This window comes from Diaphorobacter sp. B2A2W2 (assembly GCF_056730635.1).
In genome coordinates, this window is the sequence record NZ_JBWZOR010000004.1 from 160,297 (window position 1) to 186,136 (window position 25,840).

Below are 25,840 nucleotides of genomic sequence, written 5' to 3' on the forward strand. Positions count from 1 at the left end.
CACGCGTTGTATGAGAGTCATTTTTGCCGGCACGCCCGAGTTTGCGCGCGTGGCCCTGGAGCGCCTGCTGGCCGCAGGCTTCACCGTGCCCCTGGTGCTGACCCAGCCCGACCGCCCCGCGGGTCGCGGCATGAAGCTGCAGGCTTCACCCGTCAAGCAGTGCGCGCTGCAGCACGGCATCGCCGTGGCGCAGCCGCTGAGCCTGCGCCTGGATGGCAAATACCCCGAGGACGCAGCAGCCGCCAAAGCCGCCATCGAGGCTGCGCAGGCCGATGTGATGGTGGTGGCCGCCTATGGGCTGATCCTGCCGCAGTGGGTGCTCAACACGCCCCGGCTCGGCTGCCTGAACATCCACGCCAGCCTGCTGCCGCGCTGGCGCGGCGCGGCGCCCATCCACCGCGCCATCGAGGCCGGCGACGCCGAGACCGGCGTGACCATCATGCAGATGGACGCGGGCCTGGATACCGGCGACATGCTGTTGCTGGAAAAGACCGCCATCAGCCCCGCCGATACCACCGCCACGCTGCACGACCGGCTGGCGCAGCTGGGCGGGCGGCTGATCGTGGAGGCGCTGGAGCTGGCCGCCTGCGGGGGCCTCAAACCCACACCGCAGCCGGCCGAGGGCGTGACCTACGCGCACAAGATCGACAAGGCGGAAAGCACCATCGACTGGAACCAGCCGGCGGAGGTGATCGCCCGGCGCGTGCGTGCCTTCGACCCCTTCCCCGGCGCGACCACCACGCTGGGGGCCGATGCCATCAAGGTATGGAGCTGCGAAATAGATAGCTGCTCGCGCACGCTGGATGCGGCCTGCGGCCAGATTTTGTCTATAGATGCCGACGGCATCGGCGTGGCCTGCGGCGCCGGCAGCCTGCTGCGCTTGACGGTGCTGCAACGCGCGGGCGGCAAGCGGCTGCCCGCCGCGGACTTCCTGCGCGGCTTCCCGCTGGCGCCAGGCATGGTGCTGGGCGCCGCCCCATGAGTCTGCCTTTCCTGCGCGCCCAGCTGCGCGACCCGGCCTTCCGCCAGGGCGCCAGTGACATGGCCGGCACCTGCCTGGGCATCGGCGCCTGGGGCCTGGTGACGGGCGTAGCCATGGCCAAGAGCGGCATGTCGCTGCCGATGGCGCTGTTCATGTCGCTGGCGGTGTATGCCGGCAGCGCACAGCTGGCCGTGCTGCCGCTGATGGTGGCGGGCGCACCGCTGTGGGTGGTGTGGCTCACGGCCACCTGTGTGAACCTGCGCTTCGTGATCTTCAGCAGCATGTGGCGCAGCTACTTCGCCCACCTGCCGCGCCGCCACCGGCTGGCGCTGGGCTACTTCAGCGGCGATGTGATCTTCGTGAGCTTCATGAAGCGTTTTCCCAAGCCCGTGCCTGCGCCCGAGCAGGTGCCCTATTTCTGGGGCGCGGCCTCGGCCAACTGGCTGGCCTGGCAGGTGCCGTCCATTGCAGGCATCGTGCTGGCCAACGCCATCCCGCTGTCCTGGGGGCTGGGCTTTGCGGGCGTGCTGGCGCTGCTGGGCATCCTGCTGTCCATGCTGAACGACCGCGCCACCTGGCTCGCCACGGCCGTGGCCTGCACGGCGGCAGTGGCCACCTTCGCGCTGCCGCTCAAGCTCAACATCCTGGTGGCGATCGCCGCAGCCGTCACCGCAGGGCTGGCCGCCGAAGCGGCCGAGCGTGCGCTGCGGCGTGCGCGTACCCGCGCGGTGGGAGGCGACACATGAACGGCGCCTGGATCGAGCCGGCCATCGCCATCCTGGGGCTGGCCGGCATCACCCTGCTCACGCGCGCGTTCTTCATGATCCCCGAGCGCGACCTGCCGATGCCCGACTGGCTGCGCCGCGGCCTGAAGTACGCGCCGCTGGCCGCGCTGGCCGGGGTCATCGCGCCCGAGCTGGTCATGACCCAGGGCGCGCTGATCCAGACGCTGCAGGACGCACGGCTGCCCGCCGTGGCCGCCGCCGCGGGCTACTACTTCTGGCGCCGCGGCATCCTGGGCACCATCGTCGTGGGCATGGCGGTGTACCTGCCGCTGCATATTGGACTGGGCTGGTAGAGAGTTACGGCGCGGTTACCCGGCGCCTACAATCCGCGCAGTTTTCATGACCGCACCGTGACCGCGCGGCGCACTCACCCACTGTTCCCATGCACATCCTTCGCTTTTCCGACCTTTGCGCCCAGGGCCAGGCCCGTGGCCAGCGCGTGTTCATCCGTGCCGACCTGAACGTGCCGCAAGACGACGCCGGCCGCATCACCGAGGACACGCGCATCCGTGCCTCCGTGCCCTGCATCCAGATGGCGCTGGAAGCCGGCGCCGCCGTGATGGTGACCAGCCACCTGGGCCGCCCCACCGAAGGCGAGTTCAAGCCCGAGGATTCGCTGGCCCCGGTGGCCCAGCGCCTGTCCGAACTGCTCGGGCGCGAGGTGCCGCTGGTGGCCGACTGGGTGGACGGCGTGCAGGTGCAGCCCGGCCAGGTCGTGCTGCTGGAAAACTGCCGCGTGAACAAGGGCGAGAAGAAAAACAACCCCGAGCTGGCGAAGAAGATGGCCCAGCTCTGCGACATCTACGTGAACGACGCCTTCGGCACCGCCCACCGCGCCGAGGGCACGACCTACGGCATCGCCGAGTACGCGAAGGTGGCCTGCGCCGGCCCGCTGCTGGCCGCCGAGATCGACGCCATCCAGACCGCGCTGGCCAACCCGAAGCGCCCGCTGGTCGCCATCGTGGCCGGCTCCAAGGTCTCGACCAAGCTGACTATCCTGCAAAGCCTGTCCAAGAACGTGGACGGCCTGGTGGTGGGCGGCGGCATTGCCAACACCTTCATGCTGGCGTCCGGCCTGCCCATCGGCAAGAGCCTGGCCGAGCCCGACCTGGTGAACGAAGCCAAGGCCGTGATCGCCGCCATGGCCGCGCGCGGCGCCGAGGTGCCGATCCCCACCGACGTGGTGGTCGCCAAGGCCTTCGCGGCCGACGCGCCCGCCACCGTGAAGAAGGCCAGCGAAGTGGCCGAGGACGACCTGATCCTGGACATCGGCCCCGAGACGGCGGCCCAACTGGCCGCGCAGCTCAAGGCCGCGGGCACCATCGTCTGGAACGGCCCCGTGGGCGTGTTCGAATTCGACCAGTTCGCGGGCGGCACCAAGGCCATCGCGCAGGCCATCGCCGAATCCAGCGCCTTCAGCATCGCCGGCGGCGGCGACACCCTGGCGGCGATTGCCAAGTACGGCATCGAGAAGGACGTGGGCTACATCTCCACCGGCGGTGGTGCGTTCCTGGAGGTGCTGGAGGGCAAGACCCTGCCAGCCTTCGAAATACTGCAAAAGCGCGCGGCAGGCTGATCCCGCCCCAGAACGCTATAAAAATCAGAGCTGCTAGCGCTTATTGCATAAGCGCTAGCAGCTCTTTTTAATTGAACTCCTGCGCCTGCACGGCGCGGGCAGGCCACAGCACGGTACCGATGGCCACGGCCATCAGGCCCACGGCGGTCCAGTCCTGCCAGTGCAGCACCTCGCCCAGCCACAGCGCGCCGCTGAACACGCCCAGCACCGGAATCATCATCACGCTGAGCGTGGAGGCCACGGGCGGCAGCGTGCGCACCAGGAAGAACCACGCCGTCTGCGCAAAGCCCAGCGCCAGCAGCCCGTTGTAGAGAATGGCGGCCCAGGCCTGGGCGTCGGGTGCCACCCAGCGCTCGCGCTCGAACGCCACCGCCAACACGGTGAGTACCACGCAGGTGATGGCCACCATCCAGAACGACAGCGTGAGCAGCGGCACCGGCACGGTCAGGCGCCGCAGCAGCTGCGTGCCCATGGCCCAGCTCGCGGCAGACACCAGCATCAACGTCACGCCCAGGGGCCTGCCGCCCAGCGCGCCGATCTCATGCCACAGCAGCAGCAACACGCCCACCAGCGCCGCGCCCACGCCCACCCACGCACGACCGGCCAGGCGGTCGCCGAACACCAGCGCGCCCAGCACGGCCGAGAAGATGGGCATGGTGTAGCCCAGGATGGCCGCGCGCCCGCTGGACAGCTGCGGGATCGCCAGGATCATGAGCACGTGCCACAGCACCATGTTGGTCAGCGCCAGCAGCGCCACGCGGCCCCAATGCGCGCGCGCAATAGTGAAGGGCAGCTTGCGCACCCCTATCACCGCGGCCAGGATGGGCAGGCCCAGCCACAGCGATGCCATGCGGAAGGTGAGCGGCGGAAAGTGCGCCACACCCATCTTCATCACCGGCCAGTTGAGGCCCCACACCAGGGTCAACAGGGCAAGAACGACGAGCTGGCGGCGGGAAAGAGCAGGCATGGGCGGCGATTGTGCCGGGCAGGCGCCGTCCTTGCCGAAGCCGCCCGCGAAAACACCAGGACGCCATGGCGCACGGCAGCGGCACGGTGTTGCCTAAAATCACGGACATGACTTTTCTTGACATGCTGCGCGACGCCACCACGCGCAACGACTCCCTGCTGTGCGTGGGCCTGGACCCCGAACCCACGCGCTTTCCCGAGTCCGTGCGTGGCGAGGCGCACAAGATCTACGACTTCTGCGCCGCCATCGTGGACGCCACGGCCGACCTGGTGTGCGCCTTCAAGCCGCAGATCGCCTACTTCGCCGCGCACCGTGCCGAGGAACAGTTGGAGCGCCTGATGCAGCACATGCGCTGCAACGCCCCGCATGTGCCCGTGATCCTGGACGCCAAGCGCGGCGACATCGGCTCCACGGCCGAGCAATACGCCAAAGAGGCCTTCGAGCGCTATGGCGCGGATGCCGTGACGCTCTCGCCCTTCATGGGCTTTGACTCCATCGAGCCCTATCTGGCTTACCACGGCAAGGGTGCTTTCCTGCTGTGCCGCACCTCCAACCCCGGTGGCGATGACCTGCAGGCCCAGCGCCTGGCCAGCGTCGAAGGCCAGCCGCTGCTGTACGAGCACGTGGCCCGCCAGGCGCAGGGCCCCTGGAACAAGAACGGCCAGCTCGGCCTGGTGGTGGGCGCCACGTACCCGCAAGAAATTGAGCGCGTGCGCGCGCTCGCACCCACGCTGCCGCTGTTGATCCCCGGCGTGGGCGCGCAGGGCGGCGACGCAGCCGCCACCGTGCGCGCCGGGCTGCGCGCCGACGGGCCAATCATCGTGAACTCCTCGCGCGCCGTGCTCTACGCATCCAGCGGTGCGGACTTTGCCGCGGCCGCACGCAGCGCAGCCCAGGCCACGCGCGCCGCGCTCAACGCCGCGCGCGCCTAGCCCAGCGTTTTCCGGCCATGCAACTCAAGTGGCTGGAGGACTTCATCGCCCTGGCGCATGAGCGCAGCTTCACCCGCGCGGCGGAACTGCGCCATGTGACGCACCCCGCGTTCGGGCGGCGCATCCGCGCGCTGGAGGCGTGGGCCGGCACGCCGCTCACGGAGCGCGACGGCGGCGGGCCCGTGCGGCTTACGCCCGCGGGGCAGGCCTTCCTGGAAACCGCACAGCAGATGGCGCAGAACCTGGCCCATTCGCACGAGGAGTTGCGCGCCATCGCGGGGCGGCAGGCGCGCACCGTCACCCTGGCCACCGGTCGTACCCTGGCACGCACCGTGGTGGCCGACTGGCTGGCCCGCATACAGCCCGTGTTGGCGGGCGGCGAGCTGCGCGTGCGCACCTGTGCGCTGGATGAGTCCGTGGCCATGATCGAGCGTGGCGAGGCCGACTTCACCCTGGCCTACCACCACACCTCGCTCGCCGTGCGCCTGGACGCACGGCAGTTCACCCACCTCACACTCGCCAGCGACCGCCTGGTGCCTGTCTCCCGCGCCCGCGCCGGCGGTGCGCCGCTGCACCACTTTGGCGGCACGGACGCGGTGCCCTACCTCGCCTACTCGCACACGCTGGCGCTCGGCCGACTGGTGGAAGACCGCCTGGCGCATGACCCGCTGGCGCCGCGCCTGGCGCGCGTGGTGGAATGCGACTCGGCCGACGCGCAGTACGAGTACGTGTTGCGCGGCCTCGGCGTGGCCTGGCTGCCCTGGTCCATGGTGCATGCCGACTGCCAGTCCGGGCGGTTGGCCCGCGCGGGCGACGAGCGCATGCAGGTGCGCTTCGACGTGCGCATGTACCGGCCCAAGCGCCGGCTCTCGCCCTGGGCCGAGGCGCTGTGGGCCACATTGGCGCGCCAGTGATCCCCGGATAAACCCGCGGGCCACGTGCCCACAATGCACGACCTGGTGCCACTTCGGCACGACGTAGCCACGGTGCGCTTTCCACAATGGCACCCACCTCGACCTGCCTATGGAAAACGCCATGCACACTTCCCGCACCCCCGCCCCGTTGCGCCGCGCGCTGCTGGCCAGCGCCGCGCTGCTCGCCGCTGCCAGCCCTGCCGCTTTCGCGCAAGCGCCCGCCTACCCCAGCAAGCCCATCACCATCGTCGTGGGCTATCCGCCCGGCGGCAGTACCGACCTGACCGGCCGCGCCGTGGGCGCGGAGCTGTCCAACCGCCTGGGCGTGCCCGTGGTGATCGAGAACCTGGGCGGCGCGGGCGGCGCCATTGGCGCGCAGAAGGTGGCCAGCAGCGCGCCCGACGGCTACACGCTGCTGGTCGGCGCCAGCAACGAGATCGCCATCAACAAGCTGGTGACCAAGAAGGTCAAGTACGACATCAAGGACTTCACCGCCATCGGCCTCGTGGCCTCGCAGCCCCTGGTGCTGGTGGCCAGCACCGGCACCGGCGTGAAGAACCTGGCCGAATTCACCGAACGCGTGCGCAAGAACCCTGGCAAGCTCAGCTATGGCAGCTCGGGCGTGGGCACCTCGCTGCACCTGGCCGGCGAGATGATCAAGGAACAGGGCCAGCTGTTCATGACGCACATCCCCTACCGCGGCGTGGCGCCGCTCACCAACGACCTGGTGGGCAACAACCTGGAGTTCGGCGTGTTCGTGCTCTCCAGCGGCCTGCCGCACATCAAGAGCGGCAAAGTGATCGCCCTGGGCACCACCGAGGCCAAGCGCTCGACCGTCGCGCCCGACATTCCGGCGCTGGCCGAATCGGCGCAGTACAAGAACGTGGACATCGGCACCTGGTTCGCCCTCATGGCGCCCGCCCACCTGCCCAAGCCCGTGGCCGAGCGGCTCAAGAAGGCGCTCAACGAGACGCTGGAGTCGCCGGACTTCCGCAAGCGAATGGAAGCCGCGGGCTCCACCGTGGCATCCCCCAGCCTGGACGTGGACAAGTTCCTCGCCGCAGAGGTCGCCAAGTACAAGAAGATCATCGAGTTCGCCAAGATCGAAGAATGATGAGCGCTCCCCTGCCTTTCACTTTGACCGCGCCCGACCTCGGCGCCTGGCGCGCCGGCAACACCGGCACCGAGGGCGTGTGGCGCTTCGACTCCGGCGCGCCGGGCCGCCACGTGATGATCAGCGCCCTCGTGCACGGCAACGAGCTGTGCGGCGCCTGGGCGCTCAAGGGCCTGCTGGAAGCCGGCCTGCGCCCCGCGCGCGGCACGCTCACGCTGGCGCTGTGCAATCTGGCCGCGTTCGACCGGTTCGACCCCCATCACCACGACGCCGCCCGCTTCGTGGACGAAGACCTCAACCGCCAGTGGGTGGATGCGCGCATGGACGCCGGCGACACGCTGGAGCGCCGGCGCGCGGCCGCGCTGCGCCCCTTCGTGGCCGAGGCCGACTGGCTGCTGGACCTGCACTCCATGCACGAGCCCTGCGCGCCGCTGCTGCTCACCGGCATGCAGCCGCGCAACCTGCACCTCGCGCGCACCCTGGCCGCGCCTGAGCACATCGTGGTGGACGCGGGTCACAAGGACGGCACCCGCATGCGCGACTATGGCCGCTTCGGCCAGCCCGATGCCGAGGGCGGCGACACGCGCTCGCTGCTCGTCGAATGCGGCTTCCACGGCGACCCGGCCAGCCGCGCCGTGGCGCAGGACCAGTGCGTGCGCTTCCTGCAAGCGGCCGGCGTGGTGGATTCCGCCACCCTGGCACGTGGGCTGCCCGGCTGGCGCCTGCCCGACGCGCCGCACCAGTGGGCGCTGGAGGTCACCGGCCCGGTGGTCGCCAGGAGCGAGCGCTTTCGTTTCACCCAGCCCTTCACGGGCCTGGAGGTGATCCCCCAGGCCGGCACCGTGATCGGCGACAACGATGGCGAGCCCGTCACCACGCCGTACGACGACTGCGTGCTGGTCATGCCCAGCACCCGCCAGGCGCGCGCCGGCGTGACCGTGGTGCGCTTCGCCACGCGGCGGCCTCTGTAGGCGGCACGGCCAGCGGCCGGTGCTTCGCCCGCGCAGGGCAGGCCGGCCGCCCGCGTGGCAGCGTCTGGGGCATGCGCAGGCTTCGCTTCCATACTGATAGCTGCTAGCGCCCGTATTTATTGGGCTAGGGGCCAAAAACACCTTTAAACCCGTCGCAACACCTCTGTGACGGGATGGAGCCCCTGCGCGCCCAAAAAGCTGAACTCGTTCAAGGACAGGCCGGTTTTTGCCGAATAACATTACGTTACACGTCCTTGACATCTCTTTGTCTCGCCCGCCCACTAGGCGGTCTCGCGGACAAGGAAAGGTTCCCGCTATGACCTCGCTTTCTCAGCGCCTGCCGCTGCTTTACAAATTCCTCATCCTGGGCCTCGCCGGCATCCTCATGAGCGCCGTGCCCACCTGGCTGTTCGTGAGCGGCGCGCTCGACGACCTGGCGCGCGCCCGCCACGAGGCCCGTGGCGCCCCGCCGCTGCTGGCGCTGCACAAGGTGGTGCAGGGGCTGCAGGTGCACCGCGGCCTGTCCAACGGCATGCTGGGCGGCGACGAGACGCTGGCCGCCCGGCGCCCGGCCGCCCGCGATGCGGTGAACAAAGCCTTCACCGAGGCCACCGCCCGCTTGGACGCGGCGCAAGTGCCCGCGGCCCAGCGCGACGCCTGGCAGCGCGCCCAGCAGGCCTGGCAGCAGCTGGAGCCGGCCGTGGCCGCGCGCTCGCTGCCGGCCGCGCAAAGCACGGCGCAGCACACGGCGCTGATCACGTCGCTGCTGCAGACCGGCGAGCAGCTGCTGCACAGCTACGAGCTGCAGCTGGACCCCGACTTCGCCACCAACGCGCTGATCCAGGCCTCGCTGGTGCATGCGCCGCAGCTGGGTGAGAAGCTGGGCGTGATGCGCGCCCAGGGCGCGGGCTTCCTGGGCCGCGGCGGCGAGCTGCCGCTGGAGGCCAAGGGGCTGCTGCAGTCGCTGCGCCAGCGCGTGGTGGAGCTGCAGGGCGACACGCTGCGCAACCTGGCGCGCGCCACCGAGGCGAGCCCTGCCTTTGCGGCCACCCTGGGCGCGCCCGCGCGCACGCTGGACGCGCAAATCACGGCCACGCTGGCCCTGGCCGACAAGGCCCTGCTGCAGGCCGACACGCTGACGCTGCCCGCGCAGGAGTATTTCGACACCTACACCCGCACCATCGACGCGCTGTACGCACTGAACGCCCAGGCCATGCAGGGCGTGGACGAGGCCCTGCAGGCGCGCATCGACCGCCTGCGCGCCACGCTGGCGTGGCAGGCGCTGGCGCTGCTGGGCACGCTGGCGGGCGCCACGGTGCTGATGCTGGTCTTCGTGCGCTCCATCACGCAGCCGGTGGCGCAGGCCGTGGAGCTGGCCCGCGCCGTGGCGCGCGGTGACCTGTCGGGCAGCGACATCGCCCACGGCAGCAACGAGATGGGCCGCCTGATCGCCGCGCTGTTACAGATGCGCCGCCAGCTCACCGAGGTGGTGGGCCGCGTGCGCCAGGGCGCGGAGGGCGTGGCCACGGCCAGCGCGCAGATCGCGCAGGGCAACACCGACCTGGCAGCCCGCACCGAAAGCCAGGCCAGCGCCCTGGAAGAGACCGCCGCATCGATGGAGCAGATGACCGCGACCGTGCGCCAGAACGCCGACAGCGCCGCGCGTGCCAGCGAGCTGGCCACCAGCGCCAGCGGCGTGGCCGCGCAGGGTGGCGAGGTGGTGGCGCAGGTGGTGCAGACCATGCACGGCATCCACAGCTCGTCCGGCAAGATCGCGGACATCATCGGGGTGATCGATTCCATCGCGTTCCAGACCAACATCCTGGCGCTGAACGCCGCCGTGGAGGCCGCACGCGCCGGCGAGCAGGGCCGCGGCTTTGCCGTGGTGGCCAGCGAGGTGCGCAGCCTGGCGCAGCGCAGCGCGGGCGCTGCGCGCGAGATCAAGGAGCTGATCTCCGCCAGCGTGCATGACGTGGAACGCGGCAATGCGCTGGTGGAGCGCGCCGGCAAGACCATGGAGGATGTGGTGACCGCCGTGCGCCGCGTCAACGACATCATGGGCGAGATCAGCAACGCCAGCCGCGAACAGTCGCTGGGCGTGGCCCAGGTGGGCGAGGCCGTGAGCCAGATGGACCAGACCACGCAGCAGAACGCCGCGCTGGTCGAAGAGATGGCCGCCGCCGCCGCCAGCCTGCGCAGCCAGGCGCAGGAGCTGGTGGAGGGCGTGGCGGTGTTCAAGCTGGGCGAACGACCGCACGCCGTTGCGCTACCCAATTAATAGCTGTTAGCGCTTATCCAGAAAGGGTTTGAGGCCACTTTGCCTCAAACCCGCAATCGCCTCAGGCTTGCAGACGCGCCATCTCGGCGTCCACCGCGTCGTGGCGCTGCAGCATGGCGGGCGAGGGTTGCTTGCCCAGCTTGCTCACCAGCACCACGGCCAGCGCGCCCAGAACGAAGCCGGGCACGATCTCGTACAGCCCCAGCCAGCCGCCCTGCTTCCACACCACCACCGTCACGGCACCGACCACGATGCCGGCCAGCGCGCCGTTGCGCGTCATGCCGCGCCAGAACAGCGACAGCAGGATGACCGGCCCGAATGCCGCGCCGAAGCCCGCCCAGGCGTAGCTCACCATCGACAGCACGCGGCTGTTGGGGTTGCCCGCGATGACGATCGCCACCACGGCGATGGCGAACACCATCGCCCGGCCCACCCACACCAGCTCGCGCTGCGTGGCGTTCTTGCGCAGGAACACGCGGTAGATGTCCTCGGTCAGCGCGCTGGAGCACACCAGCAGCTGGCACGACAGCGTGCTCATCACCGCCGCCAGAATGGCCGCCAGCAGCAGGCCGGCGATCCAGGGGTTGAAGAGCTGGCGCGCGATCTCGATGAACACCGTCTCGGCATTGGCCTGCACGCCGGCGGCCTGCTGCGTGTGCACCGCGAAGTACGGGATGCCGACCAGGCCCACGGCCACCGCGCCGCCCAGGCACAGCACCATCCAGGTCATGCCGATGCGGCGCGCGCGCGGGATGGAGGCCACCGAATCCGCCGCCATGAAGCGCACCAGGATGTGCGGCTGGCCGAAGTAGCCCAGGCCCCAGGCCATGAGCGAGACCACGCCGATCACGCTGGCGTTGTGCATCAGGTCGAGCTTCTGCGCACCGATCATCTCGGTGAGGCTCTGGCCGGCCTGCAGCTCGCCGGTGACGGCAAAGTAGGCCACCACGGGCGCCAGGATCAGCGCGGTGATCATCAGCGAGGCCTGGATGGTGTCCGTCCAGCTCACCGCCAGGAAGCCGCCGATGAACACGTAGGCGATGGTGCACAGCGCCCCGACCCACAGGGCTGTCTGGTAGGGCAGGCCGAACATGCTCTCGAACAGGCGCGCACCCGCCACCACGCCCGAGGCGCAGTAGATGGTGAAGAACACCAGGATCACCGCCGTGGTCACCAGGCGCAGCACGTTGGCGCCGTCCTCGAAGCGCGAGGCCAGGTAGTCGGGCAGCGTGAGGGCGTTGTTGGTGCGCTCGGTGTACAGGCGCAGCCGCGCGGCCACGAGGCGCCAGTTGAGGTAGGCGCCGATGGTCAGGCCGATGGCGATCCACGCCTCGCTCAGCCCGCTCAGGTACACCGCGCCGGGCAGGCCCATGAGCAGCCAGCCGCTCATGTCGGACGCGCCGGCCGACAGCGCGGTGACGAAGCTGCCCAGGCTGCGCCCGCCCAGGATGTAGTCGGAGAGGTCGGTCGTCGCGCGGTAGCCCAGCCAGCCGATGAACAGCATGGCCAGCAGGTAGATGCCGAAGGTGATGACGGTCGGGTCTAGCAGGTTCATGAAACGTCCAGGCCCGCGGGGCGCGCTGCGCGCCGCGAAGTCCTGCCAAAAAAAGTGGAGGAGAAGCCGGCGCGGAGGCCGGGGGCTGCCGTGCCGACAAGCGCCGGCCAGCGAAGTGGCGCGATGATTCCAGAGCCCGCGCCCAATCATTCGCCATAAAGCCGCGCTGGCGTAGTGAAACACTCCGCCGCGGCGCGCAACTGTAACTGCCGGCGGCGCAAAACCTCAGGGTTACTACTGATTTTGGGCGGCAGACAGGTATGGCGCCAGGTAGCGGCCCGTGTGGCTGGCCGCATTGTGGGCCACCTGCTCGGGCGTGCCCTCGGCCACAACGGTGCCGCCGCCGGCCCCGCCCTCGGGGCCCATGTCGATGACCCAGTCGGCGGTCTTGATGACGTCCAGGTTGTGCTCGATGACGATGATGGTGTTGCCCGCGTCGCGCAGCTGCAGCAGTACCTTGAGCAGCAGGGCGATGTCGGCGAAATGCAGGCCGGTGGTGGGCTCGTCCAGGATGTAGAGCGTGCGGCCGGTGTCGCGCTTGGAGAGTTCCTGCGCCAGCTTCACGCGCTGCGCCTCGCCGCCCGAGAGCGTGGTGGCGCTCTGGCCCAGGCGGATATAGGACAAGCCCACGTCCAGCAGCGTCTGCAGCTTGCGCGCGATCGTGGGCACGTCCTTGAAGAAGGCGTGGGCGTCCTCCACCGTCAGGTCCAGGATCTGGGCGATGTTCTTGCCCTTCCACTGCACCTCCAGCGTCTCGCGGTTGTAGCGCTGGCCGTGGCACACGTCGCAGGGCACGTACACGTCGGGCAGGAAGTGCATTTCCACCTTCACCACGCCATCGCCCTGGCAGGCCTCGCAGCGCCCGCCCCCCGAGCCCTGCGCCACGTTGAAGGAGAAGCGCCCGGGGCCGTAGCCGCGCTCCTTGGCGGTGGTGGTCTCGGCCATCAGTTCGCGGATCGGCGTGAACAGGCCCGTGTAGGTGGCCGGGTTGCTGCGCGGCGTGCGGCCGATGGGGCTTTGGTCGACATTGATGACCTTGTCGAAATACTCCAGCCCCTCGATGGTTTCGTGCGCTTCGGGCTCTTCGTGCGCGCGGTAGAGCTGGCGCGCCACGGCCTTGTGCAGCGTGTCGTTGACCAGCGTGCTCTTACCCGAGCCGGACACGCCCGTCACGCAGGTGAACAGCCCCACCGGGAACTGCACGCTCACGCCCTTCAGGTTGTGCCCCGTGGCGCCCACCACGCGCAGCGCCTGCAATTGCCCTTGCGTGGCGCGGTGCGCGGCCAGGCGCTCTTTCTTGCGCAGGCTGGCAGCCGTCTCGGGAAAGCGCGACTTGGGCTTCTTTTCGGGTTCTGGCGCTGCGGCGCTCTGTCGCAACACGGGCAGCCAGGGCGTGCGCCGCGCAGGCACCGGCAGGGTCTTGGCGCCGCTCAGGTACTGTCCGGTGAGCGATTGCGGGTTGGCGCACAGCTCGTCGTAGGTGCCCTGCGCCATCACGCGACCGCCATGCACGCCCGCGCCGGGCCCCATGTCCACGCAGTGGTCGGCGGCGCGGATCATGTCCTCGTCATGCTCCACCACGATCACGCTGTTGCCCAGGTCGCGCAGCCGGGTGAGGGTGGCAATCAGCCGGTCGTTGTCGCGCTGGTGCAGGCCGATGCTGGGCTCGTCCAGCACGTACATCACGCCGGTCAGGCCGCTGCCGATCTGCGAGGCCAGGCGAATGCGCTGCGCCTCGCCGCCCGAGAGCGTCTCGGCGCTGCGGTCCAGGCTCAGGTAGGACAGGCCCACGTCGTTCAGGAAGGTGAGGCGCGCGGCGATCTCGCGCACGATCTTGCCGGCAATCTCGGCCTTGGCGCCGGCCAGCTGCAGCGACGCGAACCACTGCAGCGCGTCCGCCAGCGTGCGGTGGCTCACGTCGTAGATGCCCAGCGCGGCCTCGCCCTCGCCCACCTTCACATGGCGCGCTTCGCGGCGCAGGCGTGCGCCGTGGCATTCGGGGCAGGGCTGGGCGCTGCGGTAGCGCGCGAGGTCTTCGCGCACCACGGCCGAGTCCGTGTCACGGTAGCGCCGCGCCATGTTGGGCAGGATGCCCTCGAAGGGGTGCTTCTTGACGATGGGCTTGCCCTTGTTCGGGCCGCTGTCCAGCAGGTAGCTGAAGGCGATCTCTTCCTCACCCGAGCCGTGCAGGATGACCTCGCGCACGCGTTCGGGCAACTCCTCGAAGGGCGTCTCCACATCAAAGCCGTAATGCCGCGCCAGGCTCTCCAGCATGGCGAAGTAGTAGCCGTTGCGCCGATCCCAGCCCTTGATGGCGCCGCTGGCGAGGCTGATGGCCGGGAAAGCCACCACGCGCGCGGGGTCGAACACCTCCTGCTGGCCCAGGCCGTCGCACGCGGGGCAGGCGCCCGTGGGCGAGTTGAACGAGAACAGGCGCGGCTCCAGCTCGGGCAGCGAGTAGCTGCACACCGGGCAGGCGAACTTGCTGGAAAACAGGTGCTCCTGGCCCGAGTCCATCTCCAGCGCCAGTACCCGGCCGTTGCCCTCGTGCCCGCCCACCCGCAGGGCGGCCTCGATGCTCTCGGCCAGGCGCTGCTGGGCGTCGGGGCGCACCTTCAAGCGGTCGATCACCACGTCGATGTCGTGCTTCTCGGTCTTCTTGAGCTGCGGCAGGCTTTCGTGCTCGTAGATCTGCCCGTCCACGCGAAAGCGCACGTAGCCCAGCGCCTGCATCTGCATGAACAGCTCGGTGAACTCACCCTTCTTCTGGCGCGCCACGGGCGCCAGCAACATGAGCTTGGTGTCCTCGGGCAAGGCCAGCACCGCATCCACCATCTGGCTCACGGTCTGCGACGACAGCGGCAGGCCGTGGTCCGGGCAGTAAGGCGTGCCCGCGCGCGCGAACAGCAGGCGCAGGTAGTCGTGGATCTCGGTCACCGTGCCCACGGTGGAGCGCGGGTTGTGGCTGGTGGCCTTCTGCTCGATGGAAATGGCCGGCGACAGACCCTCGATCAGGTCCACATCAGGCTTGTCCAGCCGCCCCAGGAACTGCCGCGCATAGGCCGACAGGCTCTCCACATAGCGGCGCTGCCCTTCGGCATACAGCGTGTCGAACGCCAGGCTGGACTTGCCCGAGCCCGACAGCCCGGTGATCACCACGAGCTGGTTGCGCGGGATGTCCAGGTCGATGTTCTTGAGGTTGTGCGTGCGCGCCCCGCGGATGCTGATGCGCTGCTCGCGCAGGGCGCGGGCGAGGTAGGAGTCATCGGCCGGAGGGGTGGGTTCGTCGGTGCGGGTCACGGGCGAGAAGGCGGAAGGGAAACCTTACATCATAGGCGGCGCCCTGCCCGGCGGGGCCTGGTCCGTGCATGGGTGGCAGAAAGTGGCGACCCTGCACCGCAGGCATGCACTTGCGCGACCCTGAGCGTACGCGCCATCCTTTTTACTTGTGTTACATCAAGTTTTCTCGGATATTTGAACAGCCCCCGCCACGAGGCGCCTCCTCCACCTGCCGTCGCTGCTCCGGCAACCCACAGCCCAAGCCGCTCTCGATGCATTTCAGCCATCAAGCTCTGCGTGATGCTGTCTCTCTGAAAACTGCCCCATGAACGCTGCCCTTTTCTTACGTCAATGCCTTCACCGCATTTCCACGCGATGGCTGGTTGCGTTCGCCATGGTTGCCACCATGCCGGCTTTCGGGGTCGGTTTGACCGCACACGCGGCGGAAACTCGCGCGGCCAACCCATCGCAGCTTGAAGGACGTAAAGAAGTGGCCCTGGTGGATACCTCGGTAAAGGACTATCAAGACCTAGCACGGGGCATTGGCGCGGGCATCGGCATTGTGGAATTCGACGGCAGCAAGGACGGATTGGCGCAGATCGCGCAATGGGCCGCCACCGCAAGCGGCTATGACGCCATCCATATCCTGTCACATGGCTCCGCCGGGGTGGTGCGGCTGGGCACAGCAGTGCTCACTCAGGAATCGCTGGCTGACGCCACTACACAAGCAGAGCTGTCCGCACTAGGGCGAGCATTGGTTACGGGTGGCGATGTGTTGCTGTATAGCTGCGACGTAGCGTCGGGCATTTCAGACCGGGCCTTTGTCAAAAGTCTGTCCGCCACCATGGGGGTCGATGTCGCGGCTTCCAGTGACGCCACGGGCGACGCCGCACAAGGCGGCAACTGGGTGCTGGAATACCAAACGGGCGCCATCGAAACCGCCAAGCTGACAGTGCGCGGGTATCCGCACCTGCTGGCCAGCACGACTTTCGACTTTGAAAGCGTCGCTCCGGGTAGTAATAGCAAAACGATTACCCAAACAATCGGTTCTGACACGATGGTGATCACGTCGACCGATAGCAACATGTTGGTTGACTCCGAGTCAAATGCGTTCGGATTCGATGTCCCCGATGCAAGCGGCAATGTCATGGCGACGGGAGCAGGCGGTTTTTACACAGAGTCACGCCTTGTCTTGACGATGTCCGGCGGAAAAACATTCGACTTGACCTCTTTCACGCTGGCCCAAGTGGGGTTTGATGGAGCGACCATCACTCTCACCACTAGTAAGGGTAGCGAAACTTTCACTGCCAATTTTGTAGGCAACTCGTGGGTGCTCAACCTTTCAACTGCGGTACATCCTGGATACTTCGTCGGGGTGAGCAGCGTGGTCATAACCACAGCTGATTCTGGGGGCATCTTTGAATGGGGCTTCGACAACATTGTTCTGAGCAACATCGTAGGACCGCCGAGCACCACCGTAGTTACCGCCGCTCTGTCGCAAGATTCTGGGCAAAGCAGCACCGACTTCATCACCAACGTTGCAGCGCAAACCATCAGTGGAACCCTGTCGGCCAATCTGGTGGCGGGCGAAAGCGTCCAGGTGTCCTTTGATAACGGCTCCACTTGGAGCAATGCCACCAGCGCTGTCGGCAACAGCACGTGGAGCACGAACGCCACGCTGGCTGGGAGCAACACCTTTCAAGCCCGGGTGGCCAACGCCAACGGCAGTAGCGCTGCTTACACCCACACCTACACTCTCGACACCACCGCCCCCTCCATCACCTTCAGCAATCTCGGGCTGTCTGCAGACACGGGCCTCAGCGCCACCGACTTCATCACCAACGCCGCCAGCCAGACCATCAGTGCCACGCTGAGCAGTACGCGAGCCGTTGGCGATATCGTCAACGGTTCGCTGGACGGCGGTGCCACCTGGTTCGATGTCAGCAGTAAGGTCAGCGGCACAACGCTGGCTTGGAGCGGCGCTACGCTGGTAAACGGCTCCAACAACTTGCGCTTCTGGGTTACTGATGCCGCGGGAAACATCGGCCCTGTCACCAACCAGAGCTACACGCTTGACACCACGGCGCCCACCACCATCATCGCCAACGCCAGCTTTTCTAACGACAACGGTTTTTCGAGCAGCGACTTCATCACCAACATCGCATTTCAGACCGTCAGCGGCACGCTGTCGGCCAATCTGGCTGCGGGGGAAACGGTCTATGTCTCGCTCAACAACGGTGCCACCTGGACCACTGCCAATGCCGCCGTGGGCAGCAACAACTGGTCACTGACTGGCGTCACGCTGTCCTCCAGCAGTACGCTGAAGATCAAGCTCACCGACACTGCGGGCAATGACGGCACTGTGTATGCGCAAGCTTATGTCTACGACACCACCGCACCCGCCACCACATTCAGCAACCTGACACTCAGCAGTGACACGGGCGCCAGCAGCAGCGATTTCATTACCAGCGCGGCCAGCCAGACGTTGGCGGCAACGCTCAGCACGGCCCTGTCTGTGGGCGACACCGTTTGGGGCTCACTGGACGGCAGTGGTACTTGGGCCAACGTCACGAGCAGTGTTACAGGCACCGTGTTGACCTGGAGTGGCATCACGCTGCTGCCGGGTGGCAACACGCTGCAGCTAAAGGTGGTAGACATGGCCGGCAACTCTGGCGCAGTGAAAAGCCAGGCCTATGTGCTGGACACCACGGCACCCGCAGCGCCGAGCACGCCCGTCCTGAGCAACGACAGTGGCGCATCCAGCAACGATGGCATCACCAATGTCGTCACCCCCCAGTTGACCGGTACTGCCGAACCGGGGAGCACCGTAAATGTGTATGAGGGCGCCGCGTTGCTCGGCAGCATTACCGCAACAGGGGGCGCGTGGAGCTTTACGGCGGGCGCTCTGGCTGAAGGCCCGCACACGATCACTGCCCGTGCGACGGACTTGGCGGGCAACGTCTCGCCGGCCTCCAACGCCCTGGTGGTCACGATCGACATCACGGCACCTGCCGTGACCTCCGTGGCGCCTCCGCCCAATGCCACCTACTACGCTGGAGATTCGCTGGACTTCACGGTGAACTTCAACGAATCAGTCCACGTCGATACCAGCGGCGGCACCCCGCGTATCGCCATCGTGGTCGGAGCCACTACCCGCTACGCCACTTATGTAAGCGGCTCGGGCACCAGCGCGCTGGTGTTTCGCCATACCGTGGTCAACGGCGACGTCGATGCCAATGGCATCACCGTCGGAGCCCTCAACGCCAATGGCAGCACGCTCAGCGACCTCGCCGGCAACAATGCCGTACTCACATTGAACGGCTTGGGCAGCACTGCTGGCGTGCTGGTCAACGGTTCACAACCCAGCATTACCAGCGTCAGCTCCAGCAACGCCAATGGCAGCTACGGCGCCGGCCAGGCCATCGCCATCACCGTCGGTTTCAGCAGCGCTGTTGTCGTGGACACCAGTGGCGGCACCCCGACGCTGGCACTCAACTCCGGCGGTACCGCAGCGTACACAAGTGGCTCCGGTACTGGCACCCTGACTTTCAGCTACACCGTTGCCGCCGGCCACACCAGCGCCGACCTCGACTACAGCAGCACTGGCGCACTGGCACTGAATGGCGCCACCATCAAGGACAGTGGTGGCATCCATGTGAATGCCTCGCTCCAACTGAGCGCGCCGGGTACGGCCGGTTCGCTGGGTGCCAACAAAAACATCGTGATTGACACCACGGCCCCAACGACCACCGTCGCCACCGCGGCGTTTTCTGCCGACACGGGCGCCAGCAGCACCGACTTGATCACCAAAGTGGCAGCGCAAACGATCAGCGGTACGCTGTCGGCCAACCTGGCCAGTGGTGAAACCGTGCAGGTATCTCTGGACAACGGCGCCACCTGGGCCACTGCGACCGCCAGTGTGGGTTCCAACGTCTGGTCGTTGTCGGGAGTAACGCTCACCGGCAGCAACACGCTCAAAGCCCGCGTCAGTGATGCCGCAGGCAACAGCGGCGCCGTCTGGTCGAGCGCTTATGTACTGGACACCATCGCGCCGATCGTTCCCACCGTGAACACTCTGGCGGCGAACAGCACCGCGCCCACGCTCACCGGCACGGCTACCTTGACCGCTGGCGAAACGCTGAGCGTTTCCGTCGGCGGCGCCACGTACGCCGTGGTACCCACGGGAGGCAACTGGAGCCTGAACCTGGCATCGGCCACGCCGGCCAGCGGCACCCTGGCGCTGGCCTACAGCAGCACCCACAGCGTCACCGCCACGGCGACTGACCTTGCCGGCAATGCGTCCACCGACACCACCACCAACGAGCTGGTGATTGGCGCTGCCCCGACCGCCCCCGCCGCCCCCTCCTTCACGAGCGTCACCGCGGGCGATCGTTCCGTCTCGCTGGTATGGAGCGCACCGGCGTCCAATGGCAGCCCCATCACGGGCTACCAGGTCACGGGCACGCCCTCGGGCAGTTGCTTTACCACAGGGGCGACTTCCTGCACCGTGACGGGGCTGACCAACGGCACGTCGTACACCTTCACGATGACAGCCACCAACAGCGTTGGCACCAGTGCGCCATCGGCAGCTTCCAGCGCCGTGATCCCACGTCTGCTGACCGTCAGCGGCAGCGCGCCGGACATGCCGGGTATCGCAACGGCAACGCTCAGCGGAGGCGGCGCAAGCTGCACGCTCGATCCGACCAGTGGCTTCGCCAGCCTCTCGAACCCCGCCCCGGCAGGCAAAACCATGCTGTATGGGGAATACGCATTCCAGGCCAGCGGGTGCACGGCATCGGTGACGATGACGCTCGAATACCCCCAGCCCTTGCCGCAGGGAGTGCAGTTCTGGAAATATGGCCCCGCCACGGTCGGGACAACCAGTTCCACCTGGTTCCCGTTGGCGGGAGTGACACTGAGTGTCGATCGCAAGACCGTGAGCTACACCATCACCGACAACGGAGTGGGTGATTCAGACCCCGTGGCAGGGGCCATCCGAGATCCGTTTGCGCTCGTTGCTGGCCCTGTCGTGAGCGACCCCGCCTCCATTCCGGTGGATGCGCCTTGGGCGCTGGGGCTGCTGTCGGCCGCGCTGGGTGCGCTGGGCTGGCGCAGACAGCGCCGCTTGGCGCGGCGGTGTTGAGACACGCGCCAGTAGCAGAAATGGGTCGAAACGGTACGCTCTCAAAAACATAGCTACTACCGCTTATCCATCAAGCGCTACAGGCATTTTTACTTGCATCTTTCGAAAAGGCCCGGCCCAGCGGGGGTGCCGTTGGGCAGCCCCCTTGGCCCCTGGCTTTCACAGGTTCAGGCATGCAGGACGCCAATCGGTGAAAATCGCCTTTTGCTTTACTGGCCTCAGTGCACGCCGTGCCGGATTCTTCTTTTTCCCAGTCGGATGCTGCTGCAGCCCGATCGACGCCCGCCCCTCAGCGCATGACCCCACTCGAGCGCCGCGCCAGCGTGAGCCTGGCGCTGATCTTCGCGCTGCGCATGCTGGGCCTGTTCCTGGTGCTGCCCGTGTTCGCGCTGGAGGCACGCAAGTACCCGGGCGGCGACGACCCCGCCCTGGTGGGGCTGGCCATGGGGATCTACGGGCTCACGCAGGCGGTGCTGCAGCTGCCGCTGGGCATGGCGTCGGACCGCTTCGGGCGCAAGCGTGTCATCGTCCTGGGGCTGCTGGTCTTTGCCGCGGGCAGCCTGCTCGCCGCGCTGGCCGATTCGGTGATGGGGCTGCTGGTGGGGCGCGCGCTGCAGGGTGCGGGCGCGGTGTCCGCCGCCGTCACGGCGCTGCTGGCCGACCAGACACGCGACGCGGTGCGCACCAAGGCCATGGCACTGGTGGGCGCCAGCATCGGGCTGATGTTCGCCATCGCCCTGGTGGCGGCGCCGCTGCTGGCCGCGCACATCGGCCTGGCCGGCCTCTTCGGCCTGACCTGCGCGCTGGCGCTGGGCGGCGTGGCCGTGGTGCTGTGGATGGTGCCGCCCGAGCCGGTGCAGCATGCCGACGCACCGCGCGGGCGCCTGGCCGACGTGTGGCGCCATGCCGACCTGCTGCGCCTGAACCTGGGCGTGTTCGTGCTGCACACGGTGCAGATGGCCATGTGGGTGGCCGTGCCGGCCCTGCTGGTGCAGGCCGGCTTGCCCAAGGACGCGCACTGGCAGGTGTACCTGCCGGCCGTGGTGCTGTCCTTCGTCGCCATGGGCGGGCTGTTTGCCATGGAGCGGCGCGGGCGGCTGCGCGCGGCGCTGCTGGTCGCCATTGGGCTGGTGCTGGTGGTGCAGATGGGCTTTGGCCTGCTGGCGGCCGGAGGGGCTGCGCCATCGCTGATGCCGGTGGCGGCGCTGCTGTTCATCTTCTTCTGCGGCTTCAACGCGCTGGAGGCCACGCAGCCCAGTCTGGTGTCGCGCATGGCGCCGGCCAACCTGCGCGGCGCGGCGCTGGGCGCCTACAACACGCTGCAGTCGCTGGGCCTGTTCGCGGGCGGCGCGCTGGGCGGCGCGCTGGCGAAGTGGGCGGGCGCGCCGGGATTGTTCACCGCCACCGCCGTGCTCACGGCCCTGTGGTTGCTCATCACCTGGCCGCTGCGGCCGGTGGGACGCGGCGGCGGCCACTGATTTTTTCACCCTCCGGCGCACCGGCGGCGTGCAAGCCGCTATGCTGCGCACCTGCGGCCTCGCAGGGGTCGCCTGTTGGACTCATCTGGCCCGGAACCCTTCCCTGCCGTCCGGGCTAAGCACAAGGATTTTTCATGGCATCCGTGAACAAAGTCATCATCGTCGGCAACCTGGGGCGCGACCCCGAGATGCGCACCTTCCCCAGCGGCGACCAGGTCGCCAACGTGCGCATCGCCACGACGGACCGCTGGCGCGACAAGAACACCGGCGAGAACAAGGAAGCCACCGAATGGCACAGCGTGGTCTTCAACGGCCGCCTGGCCGAGATCGTGGGCCAGTACCTGCGCAAGGGCTCCCAGGTCTACGTGGAAGGCAGCCTGCGCACCCGCAAATGGACCGACCAGAGCGGCCAGGAGCGCTACACCACCGAAATCCGCGCCGACACCATGCAGATGCTGGGCAGCCGCCAGGGCATGGGCGGCGGCCAGGGCGGCGGCTATGACGACAGCGGCTACGGCGACAACGGCGGCGGTGGTGGCGGCTACGAGGCCCCGCGCCGCGCCGCACCCGCGCCGCGCCCCGCCCCCCCCGCGGCCCGCCCCGCCCCCGCGCCCGTGGCACAGCCGCCGCGCGCCGCATCGGGCTTTGACGACATGGACGACGACATTCCGTTCTGATTCGGCCTCGCACCAAGCACAACGGGCGCCCCAGGGCGCCCGTTTGCTATTGCAGTGATAGCTGCTCGCGCTGGATGGACAAGCGCTGCAGCCCAAAAACACTCAAATCAGTGCACCACCATGAGCGAGAACGGCCAGACATAGGCCTGCATCGTCACGTACAGGCCCACCAGGCAGGCCAGCGCGATGGAGTGGAAGAACACGTAGCGCAGGATGTCGCCCTCGTGGTCGAACCAGCGGGTGGCGGTGGAGGCCACGACGATGGACTGCGCGTCGATCATCTTGCCCATCACGCCGCCCGAGCTGTTGGCTGCGCCCATCAGGTTGGCCGACAGGCCCAATTGCTCGGCTGCCACCTTCTGCATGCCACCGAAGAGCACGTTGGAGGCCGTGTCCGATCCCGTGAGCGCCACGCCGATCCAGCCCATGAGCGTGCCAAAGAACGGGTACAGCACGCCGGTGTTGGCAAAAGCCAGGCCCAGCGTGGTGTCGGTGCCCGAATAGCGCGTGAGCGTACCCAGCGCCAGCATCAGCACGATGGTGAGCAGCGAGTAGCGCACCAGCCAGAAGGTGCGGAAGAACGTGGTGACGATGGCCACCGGGTTGTACTTCATGACCAGCGCGCTCACCACGGCCGACAGCAGGATGCCAGTGCCGGTGGCCGACAGCAGGTTCAGTGTGTAGACGGCGGCCTCCTTGTGCGGCGCGGGCACCACGGGCGGCACCTTCTCGATCAGGTTGTGCAGCCCGGCCATGGGGAAGGCCGGCGCGAAGATGCCATTGAGCCAGGCCTTGACCGAGGGCAGGCCCCAGATGAACACGAACACCGACAGGATGACCCAGGGGGTCCAGGCGGCCACCAGCGCCTGGGTGCTGTGGCGCTTGACCGACTGCGGCGGCTTGGCTTCTGCGGCGCTGGGGTCATGCCCGCGCAGCGAGGGCGACGTCCACACCGTCTTGGGCTTCCACACGCGCAGGAAGGCCACCAGGCAGACCATGGAGACGATGGCGGCGATGATGTCCACCAGTTCCGGCCCGATGTAGTTGGACACCAGGAACTGAGGAACGGCGAAGGACACACCCGTCACCAGGATGGCCGGCCAGATTTCCATCATGCCCTTGCGGCCGGCGAAGGCCCAGATCAGCCAGAACGGCACCAGCAGCGAGAAGAAGGGCAGCTGGCGGCCGATCATGGCCGTCACCTCCATCAGGTCGTAGCCGTGCACCTTGGCCAGCGTGATCACCGGCGTGCCCAGGGCGCCAAAGGCCACCGGCGCCGTATTGGCGATCAGCGACAGGCCCGAGGCCGCCAGCGGCGAGAAGCCCAGCCCGATGAGGATGGCCGCCGTCACCGCCACGGGGGTGCCGAAGCCGGCCGCGCCTTCAAAGAACGCGCCGAAGCAAAAGGCGATCAGCAAGAGCTGGATGCGGCGGTCTTCCGTGATGCCCGACAGCGAGTCCTGCAGCACGGCGAAGCTGCCGTTCTGCTCGGTGAGCTGGTGCAGGAAGATGATGTTCAGCACGATCCAGCCAATGGGCAGCAGGCCGGTGAAACCACCGAACAGCGCCGCACGGCCGGCCATGTCGCCCGGCATGCCGTAGACGAAGACCGCCACGAGCAGCGCCGTGATCAGGCCCATGCCTGCCGCGATATGCGCCTTGATGTGGAAAAAGCCCAAGGCCGCGAGCATGACCACCACCGGCAGCGCGGCCAGTGCGGTGGAGATGACCATATTGCCCAGTGGGTCGTAGATTTGTTGCCAGACCATAGCCTGTGCCCCCTGTTGTTGTCCCGGTTTTGGAAGGAGAAATGCCTCGCACGCCCAGTACCGGAGGTCAACCGGCTGGAGCGGCGCGGACGAGACTGTAGAAAGCCCGCCCGCGACGCAGCGTGAAAAAACCGGAGACCGGTGCTGAAGCAATTTCACACCATAGCAAGGACGCAGGTCCGGCATCCCGGCTATTCGGGTATCCCCTGATGCCGCCTACGCCCCCCGGGCGGGCTTTCAGCCGTTCACGGCCGCAATCACCCCACCGCCCAGGCACACCTCACCGTCGTACAGCACGGCCGACTGGCCCGGCGTCACGGCCCACTGCGCCTCAGGGAAGTGCAGGCTGAAGGCGTCGCCCTGTGCGGCCAGCACCGTGCAGGCGGCGTCCTGCTGGCGGTAGCGCGTCTTGGCGGCGCAGGCGCCTGCTGCGGGCGGATGGCCGGCAATCCAGCTCGCGTCCTGCGCATCCAGGCGGTGCGACAGCAGCCACGGGTGATCGTGGCCCTGCACCACGCGCAGGGTGTTCGTCTCCAGCTCCTTGCGGGCCACGAACCAGGGCGCATGGTCGCCCGCGCCGCGCTGCGCGCCTTTTTCCTTGACACCGCCGATCCCCAAGCCCTGCCGCTGCCCCAGCGTGTAGAACGACAGGCCCACGTGGCGGCCCAGCTTGCGCCCGCGGTCGTCCAGGATGGGGCCGGGCGCATGCTGGATGTAGCGGTTGAGGAACTCGCGGAATGGCCGCTCGCCGATGAAGCAGATGCCGGTGGAATCCTTCTTCTTGGCGTTGGGCAGGCCGATGTCGGCAGCGATGCGGCGCACCTCGGTCTTGTGCAGCTCGCCCACGGGGAACAGCGTCTTGGACAGCTGCGCCTGGTTCAGGCGGTGCAGAAAGTAGCTCTGGTCCTTGGATGGGTCCAGCCCCTTGAGCAGCTCGAACAGGCCCGTGGCCGGGTTCTGACGCACGCGCGCGTAGTGGCCGGTAGCGATCTTCTCGGCGCCCAGGCGCATGGCGTGGTCCAGGAAGGCCTTGAACTTGATCTCGGCGTTGCACAGCACGTCCGGGTTGGGCGTGCGGCCGGCCTGGTACTCGCGCAGGAACTCGGCAAACACCCGGTCCTTGTACTCGGCGGCAAAGTTGACGTGCTCGATCTCGATGCCGATCACGTCGGCCACGCTGGCCGCGTCCAGGAAGTCCTGGCGGCTGGAGCAGAACTCGCTGTCGTCGTCATCTTCCCAGTTCTTCATGAAGATGCCGACCACCTCGTGGCCCTGTTGCTTGAGAAGATGCGCCGTGACGGCGGAGTCCACGCCCCCCGACAGGCCCACCACGACCCGGTGTTTTTTCATCGCCGGGCCGCCCCAAGATGAAAAGCGGCCCCCTTGGGGGGCAGCGACCACACGAAGTGGGGAGCGTGGG

At 67.9% G+C, this 25,840-nt stretch carries 17 protein-coding genes; 12 read left to right on the plus strand and 5 right to left on the minus strand.

All coding sequences use genetic code 11. The features are described from left to right. Positions 1-10: 10 nt before the first annotated feature. The 4 genes from fmt (at position 11) to AC1PPL_RS09425 (ending at position 3,343) form a co-directional block, all read left to right on the plus strand. Positions 11-982, plus strand: a complete 972-nt coding sequence (gene fmt, locus AC1PPL_RS09410; RefSeq protein ID WP_479973136.1) for a methionyl-tRNA formyltransferase — start codon at positions 11-13, stop codon at positions 980-982. After that, positions 979-1,728, plus strand: coding sequence for an AzlC family ABC transporter permease (locus tag AC1PPL_RS09415; RefSeq protein ID WP_172208969.1), 750 nt, complete (start codon positions 979-981; stop codon positions 1,726-1,728). Before fmt ends, AC1PPL_RS09415 begins: the two co-directional genes overlap by 4 nt. Further along, positions 1,725-2,060 carry an AzlD domain-containing protein gene (locus tag AC1PPL_RS09420; RefSeq protein WP_047349385.1) on the plus strand — a complete coding sequence of 112 codons (336 nt, stop codon included), beginning with the start codon at positions 1,725-1,727 and terminating at the stop codon, positions 2,058-2,060. The genes AC1PPL_RS09415 and AC1PPL_RS09420 overlap by 4 nt, the downstream gene beginning before the upstream one ends. Before the next feature lie 89 nt (positions 2,061-2,149). Beyond that, a complete protein-coding gene (locus AC1PPL_RS09425) occupies positions 2,150-3,343 on the plus strand; it encodes a phosphoglycerate kinase (protein ID WP_479973137.1) in 1,194 nt (397 codons plus the stop codon). 67 nt (positions 3,344-3,410) lie between these two features. On the opposite strand, the gene AC1PPL_RS09430 is transcribed toward AC1PPL_RS09425, so the two are convergent. Next, positions 3,411-4,310, minus strand: a complete 900-nt coding sequence (locus tag AC1PPL_RS09430; RefSeq protein WP_479973138.1) for a DMT family transporter — start codon at positions 4,308-4,310, stop codon at positions 3,411-3,413. 107 nt (positions 4,311-4,417) lie between these two features. Between AC1PPL_RS09430 and pyrF the strand changes: the two genes are divergently transcribed. The 5 genes from pyrF to AC1PPL_RS09455 all read left to right on the plus strand — a co-directional run bounded on the left by pyrF (position 4,418) and on the right by AC1PPL_RS09455 (position 10,519). Beyond that, positions 4,418-5,242 (plus strand): orotidine-5'-phosphate decarboxylase, encoded by an 825-nt coding sequence (pyrF, locus tag AC1PPL_RS09435; RefSeq protein WP_479973139.1) that lies wholly within the window; start codon positions 4,418-4,420, stop codon positions 5,240-5,242. Between the two features lie 17 nt (positions 5,243-5,259). Continuing rightward, on the plus strand, positions 5,260-6,156 hold the full coding sequence (locus AC1PPL_RS09440; RefSeq protein ID WP_088888065.1) for a LysR family transcriptional regulator: 897 nt from the start codon (positions 5,260-5,262) through the stop codon (positions 6,154-6,156). A gap of 121 nt (positions 6,157-6,277) precedes the next feature. After that, on the plus strand, positions 6,278-7,270 hold the full coding sequence (locus tag AC1PPL_RS09445; RefSeq protein ID WP_041836128.1) for a Bug family tripartite tricarboxylate transporter substrate binding protein: 993 nt from the start codon (positions 6,278-6,280) through the stop codon (positions 7,268-7,270). Further along, positions 7,267-8,241 (plus strand): M14 family metallopeptidase, encoded by a 975-nt coding sequence (locus tag AC1PPL_RS09450; protein WP_479973140.1) that lies wholly within the window; start codon positions 7,267-7,269, stop codon positions 8,239-8,241. The genes AC1PPL_RS09445 and AC1PPL_RS09450 overlap by 4 nt, the downstream gene beginning before the upstream one ends. Positions 8,242-8,557: 316 nt before the next feature. Next, positions 8,558-10,519 carry a methyl-accepting chemotaxis protein gene (locus tag AC1PPL_RS09455; protein WP_479973141.1) on the plus strand — a complete coding sequence of 654 codons (1,962 nt, stop codon included), beginning with the start codon at positions 8,558-8,560 and terminating at the stop codon, positions 10,517-10,519. Positions 10,520-10,580: 61 nt separating this feature from the next. On the opposite strand, the gene putP is transcribed toward AC1PPL_RS09455, so the two are convergent. Together putP and uvrA are read right to left on the minus strand one after the other, a co-directional pair. Then, a complete protein-coding gene (gene putP / locus AC1PPL_RS09460; RefSeq protein WP_011807144.1) occupies positions 10,581-12,074 on the minus strand; it encodes a sodium/proline symporter PutP in 1,494 nt (497 codons plus the stop codon). 234 nt (positions 12,075-12,308) lie between these two features. Continuing rightward, positions 12,309-15,374 (minus strand): excinuclease ABC subunit UvrA, encoded by a 3,066-nt coding sequence (gene uvrA, locus AC1PPL_RS09465; RefSeq protein ID WP_479973142.1) that lies wholly within the window; start codon positions 15,372-15,374, stop codon positions 12,309-12,311. Positions 15,375-15,678: 304 nt separating this feature from the next. Here uvrA and AC1PPL_RS09470 point away from each other — a divergent pair, with 304 nt between their 5' ends. The 3 genes from AC1PPL_RS09470 (at position 15,679) to ssb (ending at position 22,651) form a co-directional block, all read left to right on the plus strand. Beyond that, positions 15,679-20,496 (plus strand): Ig-like domain-containing protein, encoded by a 4,818-nt coding sequence (locus AC1PPL_RS09470; protein ID WP_479973143.1) that lies wholly within the window; start codon positions 15,679-15,681, stop codon positions 20,494-20,496. Positions 20,497-20,792: 296 nt separating this feature from the next. After that, the gene (locus AC1PPL_RS09475; RefSeq protein ID WP_088888644.1) at positions 20,793-21,974 is read left to right on the plus strand and encodes an MFS transporter; all 1,182 of its coding nucleotides are present in this window, start codon (positions 20,793-20,795) and stop codon (positions 21,972-21,974) included. A gap of 134 nt (positions 21,975-22,108) precedes the next feature. Then, positions 22,109-22,651, plus strand: coding sequence for a single-stranded DNA-binding protein (ssb, locus tag AC1PPL_RS09480; protein ID WP_123675484.1), 543 nt, complete (start codon positions 22,109-22,111; stop codon positions 22,649-22,651). 107 nt (positions 22,652-22,758) lie between these two features. Here the strand turns inward: ssb and AC1PPL_RS09485 are convergent, their stop codons facing one another. Continuing rightward, positions 22,759-24,420 carry an L-lactate permease gene (locus tag AC1PPL_RS09485; RefSeq protein WP_479973144.1) on the minus strand — a complete coding sequence of 554 codons (1,662 nt, stop codon included), beginning with the start codon at positions 24,418-24,420 and terminating at the stop codon, positions 22,759-22,761. Between the two features lie 237 nt (positions 24,421-24,657). Next, positions 24,658-25,770 carry a tRNA 2-thiouridine(34) synthase MnmA gene (gene mnmA, locus AC1PPL_RS09490; protein ID WP_479973145.1) on the minus strand — a complete coding sequence of 371 codons (1,113 nt, stop codon included), beginning with the start codon at positions 25,768-25,770 and terminating at the stop codon, positions 24,658-24,660. Between the last annotated feature and the right edge of the window lie 70 nt (positions 25,771-25,840).

Excerpts from the sequence above, each read along its gene's own strand:
- fmt (WP_479973136.1), top strand. The coding sequence starts at position 11 with ATGAGAGTCATTTTTGCCGGCACGCCCGAGTTTGCGCGCGTGGCCCTG.
- AC1PPL_RS09415 (WP_172208969.1), top strand. The coding sequence starts at position 979 with ATGAGTCTGCCTTTCCTGCGCGCCCAGCTGCGCGACCCGGCCTTCCGC.
- AC1PPL_RS09420 (WP_047349385.1), top strand. The coding sequence starts at position 1,725 with ATGAACGGCGCCTGGATCGAGCCGGCCATCGCCATCCTGGGGCTGGCC.
- AC1PPL_RS09425 (WP_479973137.1), top strand. The coding sequence starts at position 2,150 with ATGCACATCCTTCGCTTTTCCGACCTTTGCGCCCAGGGCCAGGCCCGT.
- AC1PPL_RS09430 (WP_479973138.1), bottom strand. The coding sequence starts at position 4,310 with ATGCCTGCTCTTTCCCGCCGCCAGCTCGTCGTTCTTGCCCTGTTGACC.
- pyrF (WP_479973139.1), top strand. The coding sequence starts at position 4,418 with ATGACTTTTCTTGACATGCTGCGCGACGCCACCACGCGCAACGACTCC.
- AC1PPL_RS09440 (WP_088888065.1), top strand. The coding sequence starts at position 5,260 with ATGCAACTCAAGTGGCTGGAGGACTTCATCGCCCTGGCGCATGAGCGC.
- AC1PPL_RS09445 (WP_041836128.1), top strand. The coding sequence starts at position 6,278 with ATGCACACTTCCCGCACCCCCGCCCCGTTGCGCCGCGCGCTGCTGGCC.
- AC1PPL_RS09450 (WP_479973140.1), top strand. The coding sequence starts at position 7,267 with ATGATGAGCGCTCCCCTGCCTTTCACTTTGACCGCGCCCGACCTCGGC.
- AC1PPL_RS09455 (WP_479973141.1), top strand. The coding sequence starts at position 8,558 with ATGACCTCGCTTTCTCAGCGCCTGCCGCTGCTTTACAAATTCCTCATC.
- putP (WP_011807144.1), bottom strand. The coding sequence starts at position 12,074 with ATGAACCTGCTAGACCCGACCGTCATCACCTTCGGCATCTACCTGCTG.
- AC1PPL_RS09470 (WP_479973143.1), top strand. The coding sequence starts at position 15,679 with ATGAACGCTGCCCTTTTCTTACGTCAATGCCTTCACCGCATTTCCACG.
- AC1PPL_RS09475 (WP_088888644.1), top strand. The coding sequence starts at position 20,793 with ATGACCCCACTCGAGCGCCGCGCCAGCGTGAGCCTGGCGCTGATCTTC.
- ssb (WP_123675484.1), top strand. The coding sequence starts at position 22,109 with ATGGCATCCGTGAACAAAGTCATCATCGTCGGCAACCTGGGGCGCGAC.
- AC1PPL_RS09485 (WP_479973144.1), bottom strand. The coding sequence starts at position 24,420 with ATGGTCTGGCAACAAATCTACGACCCACTGGGCAATATGGTCATCTCC.
- mnmA (WP_479973145.1), bottom strand. The coding sequence starts at position 25,770 with ATGAAAAAACACCGGGTCGTGGTGGGCCTGTCGGGGGGCGTGGACTCC.